This is a genomic window from Pseudomonas sp. A6, from assembly GCF_052367875.1.
GTDB classification, from domain to species: Bacteria; Pseudomonadota; Gammaproteobacteria; order Pseudomonadales; family Pseudomonadaceae; genus Pseudomonas; species Pseudomonas citronellolis.
The window spans coordinates 1,781,180-1,793,202 of the sequence record NZ_CP198970.1; the positions used below are offsets into that span (position 1 = coordinate 1,781,180).

Annotated in this window: 15 protein-coding genes; 7 read left to right on the top strand and 8 right to left on the bottom strand. The window is 69.1% G+C overall.

Annotation, left to right across the window (positions count from 1 at the left end; all coding sequences use genetic code 11):
* The first annotated feature begins 1 nt into the window (after nt 1).
* Genes fliG through ACTWJ5_RS08125 form a run of 5 tightly spaced genes read left to right on the top strand, consistent with a single transcriptional unit; the run spans nt 2 to nt 4,315 of the window.
* Nucleotides 2–1,018, top strand: coding sequence for a flagellar motor switch protein FliG (gene fliG / locus ACTWJ5_RS08105; RefSeq protein WP_009620873.1), 1,017 nt, complete (start codon nt 2–4; stop codon nt 1,016–1,018).
* Nucleotides 1,019–1,804 carry a flagellar assembly protein FliH gene (fliH, locus tag ACTWJ5_RS08110; protein ID WP_253408683.1) on the top strand — a complete coding sequence of 262 codons (786 nt, stop codon included), beginning with the start codon at nt 1,019–1,021 and terminating at the stop codon, nt 1,802–1,804.
* Nucleotides 1,794–3,149: a flagellar protein export ATPase FliI gene (gene fliI / locus ACTWJ5_RS08115; protein ID WP_074976314.1), complete on the top strand. Its 1,356-nt coding sequence runs from the start codon at nt 1,794–1,796 to the stop codon at nt 3,147–3,149. The genes fliH and fliI overlap by 11 nt, the downstream gene beginning before the upstream one ends.
* A 32-nt stretch (nt 3,150–3,181) precedes the next feature.
* Complete coding sequence (gene fliJ, locus ACTWJ5_RS08120) at nt 3,182–3,625, top strand: flagellar export protein FliJ (RefSeq protein WP_043267636.1); 444 nt, start codon at nt 3,182–3,184, stop codon at nt 3,623–3,625.
* A gap of 39 nt (nt 3,626–3,664) precedes the next feature.
* Nucleotides 3,665–4,315, top strand: a complete 651-nt coding sequence (locus ACTWJ5_RS08125; RefSeq protein ID WP_058488820.1) for a DUF1345 domain-containing protein — start codon at nt 3,665–3,667, stop codon at nt 4,313–4,315.
* A gap of 6 nt (nt 4,316–4,321) precedes the next feature.
* On the opposite strand, the gene ACTWJ5_RS08130 is transcribed toward ACTWJ5_RS08125, so the two are convergent.
* A complete protein-coding gene (locus ACTWJ5_RS08130; RefSeq protein WP_074976311.1) occupies nt 4,322–5,776 on the bottom strand; it encodes a TrkH family potassium uptake protein in 1,455 nt (484 codons plus the stop codon).
* Between the two features lie 152 nt (nt 5,777–5,928).
* Between ACTWJ5_RS08130 and ACTWJ5_RS08135 the strand changes: the two genes are divergently transcribed.
* Together ACTWJ5_RS08135 and ACTWJ5_RS08140 are read left to right on the top strand one after the other, a co-directional pair.
* Nucleotides 5,929–6,294 carry a YkgJ family cysteine cluster protein gene (locus tag ACTWJ5_RS08135; protein WP_444438096.1) on the top strand — a complete coding sequence of 122 codons (366 nt, stop codon included), beginning with the start codon at nt 5,929–5,931 and terminating at the stop codon, nt 6,292–6,294.
* 417 nt (nt 6,295–6,711) lie between these two features.
* Entirely contained in the window at nt 6,712–7,272 is a 561-nt protein-coding gene (locus ACTWJ5_RS08140) for a nitroreductase family protein (protein WP_444438098.1), read from the top strand.
* On the opposite strand, the gene ACTWJ5_RS08145 is transcribed toward ACTWJ5_RS08140, so the two are convergent.
* The 7 genes from ACTWJ5_RS08145 to ACTWJ5_RS08175 form a co-directional block, all read right to left on the bottom strand.
* Nucleotides 7,253–7,732 carry a hypothetical protein gene (locus ACTWJ5_RS08145; RefSeq protein WP_083426696.1) on the bottom strand — a complete coding sequence of 160 codons (480 nt, stop codon included), beginning with the start codon at nt 7,730–7,732 and terminating at the stop codon, nt 7,253–7,255. The two genes, ACTWJ5_RS08140 and ACTWJ5_RS08145, sit on opposite strands and share 20 nt — an antisense overlap.
* 15 nt (nt 7,733–7,747) lie before the next feature.
* Entirely contained in the window at nt 7,748–9,088 is a 1,341-nt protein-coding gene (locus tag ACTWJ5_RS08150; RefSeq protein ID WP_444439559.1) for a sensor histidine kinase, read from the bottom strand.
* Nucleotides 9,089–9,182: 94 nt separating this feature from the next.
* Entirely contained in the window at nt 9,183–9,644 is a 462-nt protein-coding gene (locus ACTWJ5_RS08155; RefSeq protein ID WP_116425663.1) for a Spy/CpxP family protein refolding chaperone, read from the bottom strand.
* A gap of 140 nt (nt 9,645–9,784) precedes the next feature.
* Nucleotides 9,785–10,462 carry a response regulator transcription factor gene (locus ACTWJ5_RS08160; protein ID WP_058488823.1) on the bottom strand — a complete coding sequence of 226 codons (678 nt, stop codon included), beginning with the start codon at nt 10,460–10,462 and terminating at the stop codon, nt 9,785–9,787.
* A gap of 14 nt (nt 10,463–10,476) precedes the next feature.
* Nucleotides 10,477–10,890, bottom strand: coding sequence for a hypothetical protein (locus ACTWJ5_RS08165; protein ID WP_064582363.1), 414 nt, complete (start codon nt 10,888–10,890; stop codon nt 10,477–10,479).
* Between the two features lie 118 nt (nt 10,891–11,008).
* The gene (locus ACTWJ5_RS08170) at nt 11,009–11,308 is read right to left on the bottom strand and encodes a YciI family protein (protein WP_043319343.1); all 300 of its coding nucleotides are present in this window, start codon (nt 11,306–11,308) and stop codon (nt 11,009–11,011) included.
* 1 nt (nt 11,309) lies between these two features.
* Complete coding sequence (locus ACTWJ5_RS08175) at nt 11,310–11,906, bottom strand: septation protein A (RefSeq protein ID WP_116425665.1); 597 nt, start codon at nt 11,904–11,906, stop codon at nt 11,310–11,312.
* Nucleotides 11,907–12,023 lie beyond the last annotated feature (117 nt).

Here is a 12,023-nt window from a genome sequence, read left to right on the forward strand (position 1 = left end):
TATGAGCGAGACCCGGTTGAACGCCAAACTGACCAAGGTCGACAAGGCCGCGATTCTCCTGCTGTCCCTCGGCGAGACCGACGCGGCCCAGGTGCTGCGGCACATGGGCCCGAAGGAAGTGCAGAGGGTCGGCGTGGCCATGGCGCAGATGCGCAACGTGCATCGCGAGCAGGTCGAGCAGGTGATGAGCGAGTTCGTCGAGGTGGTCGGCGACCAGACCAGCCTGGGCGTCGGCGCCGACGGCTACATCCGCAAGATGCTCACCCAGGCCCTGGGCGAGGACAAGGCCAACAACCTCATCGACCGCATCCTGCTGGGCGGCAACACCAGCGGCCTGGATAGCCTGAAGTGGATGGAACCGCGCGCCGTGGCCGACGTCATCCGCTACGAGCACCCGCAGATCCAGGCCATCGTCGTCGCCTACCTGGACCCGGACCAGGCCGCCGAAGTGCTCAGCCACTTCGACCACAAGGTGCGCCTGGACATCGTCCTGCGCGTGTCCTCGCTGAACACCGTGCAGCCCTCGGCGCTGAAGGAACTCAACCTGATCCTCGAGAAGCAGTTCGCCGGCAACGCCAACGCCACCCGCACCACCATGGGCGGGGTGAAGCGCGCGGCGGACATCATGAACTACCTCGACAGCTCGGTGGAGGGCGCCCTGATGGACGCCATCCGCGATGTCGACGAAGACCTCTCCGGGCAGATCGAGGACCTCATGTTCGTCTTCGACAACCTCGCCGACGTCGACGACCGCGGCATCCAGGCGCTGCTTCGAGAAGTCTCCTCGGACGTGCTGGTGCTGGCCCTCAAGGGCTCGGACGAGGGCATCCGCGAGAAGATCTTCCGCAACATGTCCAAGCGCGCCGCCGAACTGCTGCGCGACGACCTGGAGGCCCGCGGCCCGGTGCGCGTCAGCGAAGTGGAGGGCGCGCAGAAGGAAATCCTCACCATCGCCCGGCGCATGGCCGACTCCGGGGAGATCGTTCTCGGCGGCAAGGGTGGCGAGGAGATGATCTAAGTGAGTGGTCCCGCGAAACCCAAGGGCGAGGAACACGATGGCCTGATCCGCGCGCGCGACGTCGCCGGCTTCGACCGCTGGGCGTTGCCCAGCTTCGACCCGGTGGTGGAGCGGCCGCCGGAGCCTGCGCCCGAGCCGGAGGAGCCGGAAACCCCGGCGGTGGAGGAAGTCCCCGTCGAGGAAGTCAAACCGCTGACGCTCGAGGAGCTGGAAGCGATCCGCCAGGACGCCTACAACGAAGGCTTCGCCACCGGCGAGAAGGACGGCTTCCACGCCGGCCAGCTCAAGGCCCGACAGGAGGCCGAGGTGGCGCTGCAGGAGCGCCTGGCCGGCCTGGAGACACTGATGGGCCAGCTGTTCGAGCCCATCGCCGAGCAGGACCTGCTGATCGAGCAGATGCTGGTCAACCTGGTCGGCCAGGTGGCGCGCCAGGTCATCCAGCGCGAGCTGGAGGGCGACTCCAGCCAGCTGCGCCAGGTATTGCGCGAGGCGCTCAAGCAACTGCCGATGGGCAGCGACAACGTGCGCATCCACGTCAATCCGCAGGACTTCGAGCTGGTCAAGGCGCTGCGCGACCGCCACGAGGAAAGCTGGCGCATCCTCGAGGACGAGCAGCTGCTGCCCGGCGGCTGCCGCATCGAGACCGAGCATTCGCGCATCGACGCCAGCATCGAGACGCGCCTGGCGCAGATCACCAAGCAGCTCTTCGAGCAGCAGCGCGAGCAGGCCACCCACGCCCTGGAGCCGGACCTGCACATCGACCTGGACCAGCCCGATGCGCCTTGACCGGGTGAGTTTCGCCAAGCGCCTGGAAGGCTATATGGAAGCCGCCAAACTGCCGGCGCAGCCGGTGGTGGAGGGCCGCCTGCTACGCATGGTCGGCCTGACCCTGGAGGCCGAGGGCCTGCAGGCTGCGGTGGGCAGCCGCTGCATGGTGATCAACGACAGCGGCTACCACTCGGTGCAGGTGGAAGCCGAGGTCATGGGCTTCTCCGGCAGCAAGATCTTCCTCATGCCGGTCGGCAGCCTCGCCGGCATCGCCCCTGGCGCCCGCGTGGTGCCGCTGCCCGACAGCAGCCGCCTGCCCATGGGCATGTCCATGCTCGGCCGGGTGCTCGACGGCGTCGGCCGCGCCCTGGACGGCAAGGGCGGGATGCGCGCCGAGGACTGGGTGCCGATGGACGGCCCGACCATCAACCCGCTCAAGCGCGAGCCGATCCACGAACCCATGGACGTCGGCATCCGCTCGATCAACTCGCTGCTCACCGTCGGCCGCGGCCAGCGCCTGGGCCTGTTCGCCGGCACCGGCGTGGGCAAGTCGGTGCTGCTGGGCATGATGACCAAGTACACCAAGGCCGACATCATCGTGGTCGGGCTGATCGGCGAACGGGGCCGCGAGGTGAAGGAGTTCATCGAGCACATCCTCGGCGAGGAGGGCCTCAAGCGCTCGGTGGTGGTCGCATCCCCCGCCGACGACGCGCCGCTGATGCGCCTGCGCGCAGCCATGTACTGCACGCGCATCGCCGAATACTTCCGCGACAAGGGCAAGAACGTCCTGCTGCTGATGGACTCGCTGACGCGCTTCGCCCAGGCCCAGCGCGAGATCGCCCTGGCCATCGGCGAGCCGCCGGCGACCAAGGGCTACCCGCCATCGGTGTTCGCCCGCCTGCCGCGCCTGGTGGAACGCGCCGGCAACGGCGAGAAGGGCGGCGGCTCGATCACCGCCTTCTACACCGTGCTCAGCGAGGGTGACGACCAGCAGGACCCGATCGCCGACTCCGCCCGCGGCGTGCTCGACGGCCACTTCGTGCTGTCGCGCCGGCTGGCCGAGGAAGGCCATTACCCGGCCATCGACATCGAGGCCTCGATCAGCCGGGTGATGCCCCAGGTGGTCAGCCCCGAGCAGCTGCAGCACGCCCAGCGCTTCAAGCAGCTGTGGTCGCGCTACCAGCAGAGCCGCGACCTGATCAGCGTCGGCGCCTACGTCGCCGGCGGCGATGCCGAGACCGACCTGGCCATTCAGCGCTTCCCGGTGATGCGCCAGTTCCTCCGCCAGGGCCTGAACGAAAGCCAGAGCCTGGAAGACAGCGCCCAGCTGCTGGACGCCGTGCTGTCCGGCAAGGCCGGCTGAGGTTGCCGCATCATGCCTGAGGCCCGCCTGCCATGAATCGCCGCGCCGACCGTTTGGCTCCTGTCGTGGAAATGGCCCTGAAGGCCGAACGCGAGGCCGCGCGCCAGCTCGGCCAGGCGCAGAACCAACTGCTCCAGGCGCAGCGCAAGCTGGCCGAGCTGGAGCGTTTCCGCGCCGACTACCAGCAGCAGTGGATCGACCGCGGCCGCCAGGGCGTCAGCGGCCAGTGGCTGCTGGACTACCAACGCTTCCTGGCGCAGCTGGAAACCGCCGTGGAGCAGCAGAACCGCAGCCTGGCCTGGCACCAGGACGTGGTGGAGAAGGCGCGTGTCACCTGGTCGGAGAAGTACGCCCGCCTGGAAGGCCTGCGCAAGCTGGTGGAACGCTATCGCGAGGAAGCGCGGCTGCTGGCTGACAAACAGGAACAGAAGCAGCTCGACGAATTCGCCCAGCGCCTGCGGCCGCCGGTCTACTGAGCTAGGCTCAGCCCAGGTCCCCCGCCTGGAACGCCACGCATGCTGCTCAGCCGTACCCTGCTGCACACCCATCCGCGCCTGCTCCTCGCCTGCGCCGCCGGCCTGGCGCTGGGGCTGGCCTGCTACCACCTGCCGCCGCTGATGCGCACGCTGGTCGGCTGGAACGTCGCCGCCTGGGGCTATGTGCTGCTGATCACCGTGCTCGCCCTGCGCGCCGGGGCGGACCAGGTGCAGCGCCTGGCCGCCATCGAGGACGAGAACGCCCAGGCGGTGCTGGTGCTGGTCAGCGCCGCGGCCATCGCCAGCCTGGTGGCGATCGTCTACGAGCTGGCCGGCGCGCGCCAGCTGCCGGGGAGCGAGCGGCTGCTGCGCTACGCCTTCACCGGCAGCACGGTTTTGGGTTCCTGGTTCCTCATCGGGACCATCTTCGCCATGCACTACGCGCGCATGTTCTACACGGCGGCGGATGGCGAGGCGCCGCTGCAGTTCCCCGATCGCGGGCGGCAGCCGGACTACTGGGACTTCGCCTACTTCTCCTTCACCCTCAGCGTCGCCGTGCAGACCTCGGACGTGGCCATCGCCTCGCCGGCGCTGCGCCGGGTGGCCCTGGCGCAGTCGATCATCTGCTTCCTGTACAACACGGCGATCCTCGGCCTGAGCATCAACATCGCCGCCGGCATCCTCGGCTGACGCGCCTCAGTGGCGCCAGAAGGCCGGGGTGAACAGCACCAGCACGGTGAGGATCTCCAGGCGCCCGGCGAGCATGCCGGCGCACAGCAGCCACTTGGCGGTGTCCGGCAGGGACGAGAAGTTGCCCGAGGGGCCGATCACCGGGCCCATGCCCGGGCCGACGCCGGAGACGGTGCTGGCGGCGCCGGTCAGCGCGGTCATCCAGTCCAGGCCGAGGAAGGTCAGGGCCAGGCCCAGGCCGCCGACGGTGGCGCCGAAGAAGAACGAGAAGGTCAGGATCGAACGCACGATCTCCTCGTCCAGGCGGTGGCCGTTGTAGCTCTGGCGCAGCACCGCGCGCGGGTGGATGAGCTGGTACAGGCTGGCCTTGAGCAGGATGTAGGCGACCTGGAAGCGGAAGATCTTCAAACCGCCGGCGGTGGAGCCGGAACAGCCGCCGATGAAGCCCAGGTAGAAGAACACCATGATCGAGAAGTGGCCCCACAGGCTGTAGTCGCCCAGGGCGAAGCCGGTGGTGGTGACCACCGAGGTGACGTTCACAGCCACGATGCGGAAGGCGTCCTGCCAGGACAGGTCGGAATTGAAGGCGTACCAGGTGCCCATCACCAGCCAGGTGAATACCAGCAGGCCGATGAAGCCGTGCACCTGGCTGTCCCTGAGCAGAGCCTTGCGATGGCCGCGCAGGGTGGCGACGTAGAGGGCGAAGGGCAGGCTGCCGAGGATCATGATCACCACCGCCACCCAGTGCACCGCCGGCTGGTGCCACTTGGCCAGGGACTGGTCGGAGGTGGAGAAACCGCCGGTGGAGATCGCCGACATGGCGTGGTTGAGCGAGTCGAACAGGCCCATGCCGGCCCACCACAGGCCCAGGGTGCCGAGGATGGTGATGCCGACGTACACCGCGACTATGTACTTGGCGACCATGTGCGAGCGCGGCATGACCTTGTCGCTGCGATCCGAGGATTCGGTCTGGAACAGGCGCATGCCGCCGATGCGCAGCATCGGCAGGATCGCCACCGCCATGCCGATGAAGCCGATGCCGCCCAGCCAGTGCAGCATCGAGCGCCAGATGAGGATGCCCGGCGACATCTTGTCCAGCCCGGAAAGCACCGTCGAGCCGGTGGCGGTGATGCCCGACATGCTCTCGAAGAAGGCGTCGGTGACGCTCATGTGGCGGGCGATGATGAAGGGCAGGGCGGAGAAGAAGCAGACGATCACCCAGCTGGAGACCGTGAGCATGTACATGTCCCGCGGGCGCAGGTGGGCCTGCTCGGGGCGGCCGGGCAGGACCAGGCCGAGGCCGGCGCTGAAGGTGATCAGGCTCGACCAGATGTAGGGCGAGAGTTCCTGCGGGCGGTGGTAGTAGAGCAGGGTGGCCATGGGCACCAGCATGGCCACCGCCAGGGTGATCAGGAACAGGCCGATGATGTATCCGAGGGTGCGTAGTGTCGGCAGCGCCATGAAGCGGACTCGATGGACATGAACCCTCCATTGTACCTGCCCTCGGCGCGATGCGCAGCGCGCCGGAGGGCTCTTCACAACGGCTGCGCAATCGCTAGAATCCTGCGCTGCCCGCCGGCGCTCGCCGGTTTCTTCTGGTGCATTCGCACATCATGCCCATCGACAATCCGTGTTTGAACTGCGGCGCCTGCTGCGCGTATTTCCGTGTGTCCTTCTACTGGGGCGAGTGCCGTTCCGCCGGCGGCCGCGTACCCGACGACCTGGTGGTGCAGGTCGGCCCATACCATGCCGCCATGCGCGGCACCGAGGCCAAGCCGGTGCGCTGCGTGGGGTTGCTGGGCGAGGTCGGTTGCGGCGTGCGCTGCACGGTCTACGAGCAGCGCTCCAGCACCTGCCGGGAATTCGAGGCCTCCTGGCTCGACGGCCAGCACAACCCCAACTGCGACACGGCCCGCGCCGCCTACGGCCTGCCGCCGCTGCAGCCGATCATCACGCCGTCGCCGGAGCGGGTGGCTTGACTGTGGGCGCATGACTTTGGGCTCCCTGTAGGAGCGAGCTTGCTCGCGAACAGCTCTACCGGCGAACGCTGGTGTTCATCCTGAGAGCGCCCTCTCCCTAACCCTCTCCCTGAAGGGAGAGGGGACCGTTCGGGGTGTGCTGACACTTCGGCGTTAGCCGGCTTGCATTGAGTATCCGGTTGAAACCAGAGCCCTTCTCGGCACGGACAAGCCCCCTCTCCCTTCAGGGCGGGGCGCGCAGCCGAGGGCTGGGGAGAGGGATCGGAGCTAACCCGAAACGCAGGAGTCGCCGGTAAGCCCCCTTCGCGAGCAAGCTCGCTCCTACACGGATACGAAGCACCCTGGCTGCAGGTGAGCAGGCAGATGAGAAGCCTTTGCGACTACAATGGCCGTCCTTGTGTGTACAGGAGGTAGCCCATGGAGGCCTACGAAGCGCTGGTCAACCGTGTATCCCATGCCCGCCTGGGCGAGCCGGCGCCCACTGCCGGGCAGCTCGAGCGGCTGTTCCGCGTCGCCTTGCGCGCGCCGGATCATGGGCAGTTGCGCCCGTGGCGCTTCCTCACGGTGGAAGGCGAGGCGTGCCAGCAGCTGGGTGAGTTGTTCGCCCGCGCGCTGAGCGCCGAGCAACCCGACGCCAGCCCCGAGGCGCTGGCCAAGGCCCGCGCCATGCCGTTGCGCGCGCCGACCCTGGTGGTGGCCATCGCGCGCCTGCAGGAGCACCCCAAGGTGCCGGAGATCGAGCAGATGCTGGCCGCCGGCTGTGCTGCCTACGGCATCGTCCAGGCGGCGTTCGTCGAGGGGCTGGGGGCCATGTGGCGCACCGGCGCCATGGCTTTCGATCCAGTCGTGCACCAGGGGCTGGGCCTGGCGGCCAACGAGCGCATCGTCGGTTTCATCTACCTGGGCACGCCCATGGGTGAGCTGCGCCAACCGGCGCCGCTGGACCCGGCGGCCTTCGTCAGCGCCTGGCGGGGCTGAGCGGCAGGCTCAGGCGGACTTTCCAGCGCGCCCCGCCGGCCCGCCAGAGCAGCCGGCCGCCCTGCCAGGCGGCCAGGCGCTGGGCGGCGCGCAGGGCCCGGGGCAGCCAGCGCCGGGCCTGTTCGTCGGTGCCGCCGAGGTCCAGGCGCAGCAGGCCGCGCTCCAGGCGCGGTTCCAGCACGATGGCGGCGTCCTGCTGCCATTCCACCGCGGTATCCAGCAATTCATCCAGGGCTTCGTGCAGCGCCTGCGGCCAGCTGTGCAGCGGCCAGGTGCCGCCGCGCGGCAGGCTCAGGCGCAGTTCCGGCCAGCGGCGCCGCCAGCGCTGCGCCAGCAGCCCCAGCTCCACCGCCAGCACCAGGCTCTGCGGCTCGTCCCGCGGGCGCTCGCGTGGCAGGCCGGCGGCCGCCAACGGCAGGGCCGGGGAGGGGGACGGCAGGTATTCGGCGGCTAGGTTCATGATCGGGCTCCGGGGTCAGGCGGCGTGGCGCGCCAGCGGTATTTCCAGGGTGGCGACGAAACCGCCGTCGGGATGATTGGCCAGGCGCAGGCGGCCGGCGTGGCGCTCCACCGCGCGGCGGGCGATGGCCAGGCCCAGACCGTGGCCGGGGCTGTCCTGGTTGGGCGCGCGGAAGAAGGGCTCGCCCAGCTGCGCCAGGTGTTCGGCGTCGGCTCCCGGGCCATGGTCGCGAACGCGCACGCGCAGCACGGCGCCGTCGCTGTCGGCTTCGACTTCCAGCGGCTTGTCCGTCGGGTTGAAGCGCAGGGCGTTGCGCAGCAGGTTGTCCAGCGCCCGTTCGAGCATGTCGGGCCAGCCATCCAGGGCCAGGTCGGCGGGAACCCGCAGCTGGATGTGCTGTTCCGGGGAAAGCAGCTGGGCGTCCTCGCGCAGGCGTTCGAGCAGTGGCAGCAGTTCGACGCGGCTGGTCGGCCCGGGCTCGGCGTCCAGGCGGGCGAGGGCGAGGATTTCGGCGATCAGCGCTTCCAGGCGGTCGCACTCCTGCTCCAGGCGCGGCCACATGCTGGCGCGCTGTTCGGGGCTGGCGCGCTCGGCCAGGGCCAGGGCGATGCGCAGGCGCGCCAGCGGCGAACGCAGTTCGTGGGAAACGTCGCGCAGCAGTTGGCGCTGGCTGCTGATCAGCCGTTGCAGGCGCGCGCCCATGCGGTTGAAGTCGCGGGCCAGCACGCCCAGCTCGTCGCCGCGGCGGGCCAGGCGCGCCAGGCTGTCCTGCTGGTAGGCGGTTTGCCCGAGGTCGTGCACGGCGCGGCGCAGGCGGTTGAGCGGGCGGGTGATGGAAAGCGTCACCAGCAGGCTGAAGATGGTCAGCACCACCAGGGCGATGCCCAGCGCGCTGAGCGGCCACAACAGGCTGCCGCGGTGCCAGGCTTCCAGCGCGCCGTGGGGAATCCGGTAGATGAACAGATAGGTGTGGTCGCTGTCCGCGCTGGTGTATTCCTGGCTGAGCTGGCGCCAGGGGAAGCGCGGCAGGTTCCGGCGGTCGAAACCTTCGTCGTTGTTGCGCCGTGGCGGGCGCGGCAGGTAGGTGCCGTCGACCAGGCGCTGGCCGCTTTCGTCGAGCACCTGCACCGACAGGTCGTAGTCGCGGCGGCGTTGCTCCAGCAGCTGCTGGGCGGCGGCGGGACCCTGGTTTTCGTAGAGCCGCGTCCATTGCTGGGCGAGATCGTGCATGCCGGGGTAGCGGGCGATGATCCAGGTGTCCTGGTTCAGCGCGCGGCCGAGCAGGATGGACAGGCCGGCGACCAGCAGCAGGGCGAGCCAGAAGGCGGCGAGGATTCGCCAGAAGAGCGAGCGCATGGTCTTTCGGTTCAGTCGCATGTCCGTTTCGGGTCAGGGGCGCGGGCACGCCGAGGCGCCGGGGGTGAGCCCGGCGCCCGCGTGGCTGGCGCTATCAGTTGGTCTTGCCATCCTTCTGCGCTTTCCATTGCTGGAACTCGGCCCATTCGGCCTTGCGCTGTTCGCGCTGGGTCTTCAGCTCGTCGAACTTCTTCTGCTGTTCGGGCGTCAGGAGCGCGCGGATGTCCTTCTGCGTCTTGTCGTGGCTGGCCTTGAGTTCATCCTGCATGGCCTTGCGGTCAGCGGCGGACAGCTTGCTCAGGTACTTGTCGGTGATGTCGTGGCGGCTCTTCATCGAGTCGCCCATCAGCTTGCCGACCTGCTGGCGCTGTTCCTTGCTCAGGTTCAGCTCGCGCATCGGGCCGCCGCGGTCGCCGTGGCCGAAGCGCGGGCCGTGGCCGTCCATCATCGGGGCGCCGGCGGGCGGCGGGGGAACGTCGGTCGGTGCCGGGGTGGCGGCCATGGCCAGGGTCGGCAGGGCGGCGGCGAACATCAGTGCGGTGAGGGTCTTGCGCATGAATCTTCTCCTTTCGTGGACCGGTTTCTGAACCGGATGTGCCCAGTCTAGGGATGGCAAGGTCAAGGGCGGTCAGGGCCGGGTAAAGCTTCGGTAAAGATTGCGTCTACCGCTCTAGGGCGGGCTTCCCGACCGTTCGCTCAGGGCGCGTAGAAGTAGCCGCGCCCGCGCAGGGCGAGGATGCGCGGACGCCCGTCCGGGTGCGCGCCGAGCTTCTTGCGCAGGTTGCTGACGTGCATGTCCAGGCTGCGGTCGTAGAGCGTCAGCTTGCGGCCCAGGGCGATCTGCGCCAGGGCCTGCTTGTCCAGCGGCTCGCCGGGCTGGCGCAGCAGCGCCTCGAGGATGCGGCTCTCGGACAGCGTCAGGCTGACCTCCTGGCCGGCGACGCTGGCCACGCCGCGGGCCAGGTTCAGGCTCAGGTCGCCGAGGTCGACCTGGGCGCTGGGCTGCGCCGGGTGGCTGCGGCGCAGCACGGCGCGCAGGCGCGCGGTCAGCTCGCGCGGATCGCACGGCTTGGCCAGGTAGTCGTCGGCGCCCAGTTCCAGGCCGAGGATGCGGTCCAGCGGCTCGCCGCGGGCCGAGAGCATCAGCACCGGCAGGTCGGGGTGCTCGCTGCGCAGCTGCTTGAGCAGCTCCAGGCCGCTGCCGTCGGGCAGCATCACGTCCAGCACCACGGCGTCCGGCGTGCGGCTGGCCAGGGCGCTACGGGCCGCGCCGCCATCGTGGCTGGCGCGCACGCTGAAGCCTTCCTGGGTCAGCCAGGTGCACAGCAGTTCGCACAGTTCACGGTCGTCGTCGATCAGCAGCAGCTCACTCATTGCTCGGGCTTCTTTCAGTTGATCCATTCACGCCGCCGGCGGCGTCGGCCGCGGCTCAGGGCGCCGAGGACGAAGGCGACGAGGGCGACGGCGCCGCCGGTCGCGAACCAGGTCTGCTCGTCGCTGAGCAGGCGCGGCGGTTGTTGGGCCTGCAGCTCGCGCAATTGCAGCTTCAGGCGCTGGTTTTCCTGGCGCAGGTGGCCCACCACGGCGCTTTCCGCCCCTTGCAGCTGGGCGGCGAGGTCGGCGCGCTGCTTCTCGCTCTCGTCCAGGCGCTGTTGCAGTTGGGCGAAGTCGTCGCTGGCCGGGGCCGGCGCGGCAGTGGGAGCCGGCATGGCGCCGGGGTCGTCGGTGACGGGCTCCTCGCCGTGGGCGGCGAGCGGCAGGCTCAGGCAGAACAGCAGGGGCAGCAGATGACGTCGGGACATCGGAACTCCTTGTACGCTGATGAGCCGCCGGGCACCGCGCTCCGGGCGCTGTCCGGCCGCGGGGCCGGGCCTGTGTGTCCGGCCATGCGGCGTCGTCCGTACGCCGCCGCTCGCCGGTTTACGGCAGGACTTTCTTGAACGGCTTGACCACGACTTCGGCATAGACGCCGGCGGCGCGGTACGGGTCGGCATCGGCCCAGGCCTGGGCGGCGGCCAGCGACTCGAACTCGGCGACGATCAGGCTGCCGGTGAAGCCGGCCGCGCCCGGGTCGGGGCTGTCGATCGCCGGGTGCGGCCCGGCCAGGACCAGGCGGCCCTCGTCCTTGAGCTGCTCCAGGCGGGCCAGGTGCGCCGGACGCGCGGCCAGGCGGCGTTCTTGGGAAGCGGTGATGTCGCGGGCGATGATTGCGTAGAGCATGTCAGTCCTTGGGCTTTTCGCCGGTTGGGGCGTCGTGCATGTGGCGAGCCAGGAACACGCCCTGGCCGATCAGGAAGAGCAGGGTCATGCCCAGGCTGCCGAACACCTTGAAGTCCACCCAGAAACGCTCGAAGGTGAAGGCGACGAACAGCTGGACGCAGCCGCAGAACACGAAGAACAGTACCCAGGCCAGGTTCAGGCGCTGCCAGATCGGTTCCGGCAGGTGCACGGCATGGCCCATGATGCGCTGGATCAGCGGCCGGCGGTCGCCCACCAGGGTGCTGCCGAGGAAGCCCAGGGCGAACAGCCAGTTGACCACCGGGGCCTTCCACTTGAGGAAGGTCTCGCTGTGGAAGGCCAGGGTCATGCCGCCGAACACCAGGCAGGCGGCCAGGGTCAGCCACTGACCCTTGTCCAGCTTGCGCTGCTTGATCAGCAGGGCGCCGTAGACCACTACCGAGGCGCCGATCAGCACCGCGGTGGCGCTGTAGATGCCGCCCAGGCTGAAGGAGTGTCCGGCGAGTTCGACCGTGCGCGGGTCCAGCTTGTAGACGATGAAGAACAGGATGAGGGGGATGAAATCGATGAATTGCTTCATTACGGCAGCCAGAGCCCAGTTGTGGCGGCATAATACCAACCTGCGGAAGAACTGAAATAGTCACCCGTCTCGTGCCGTTGCGCTCGCACGCCGTGAATCGCCGCCGCGCAGCGTCTA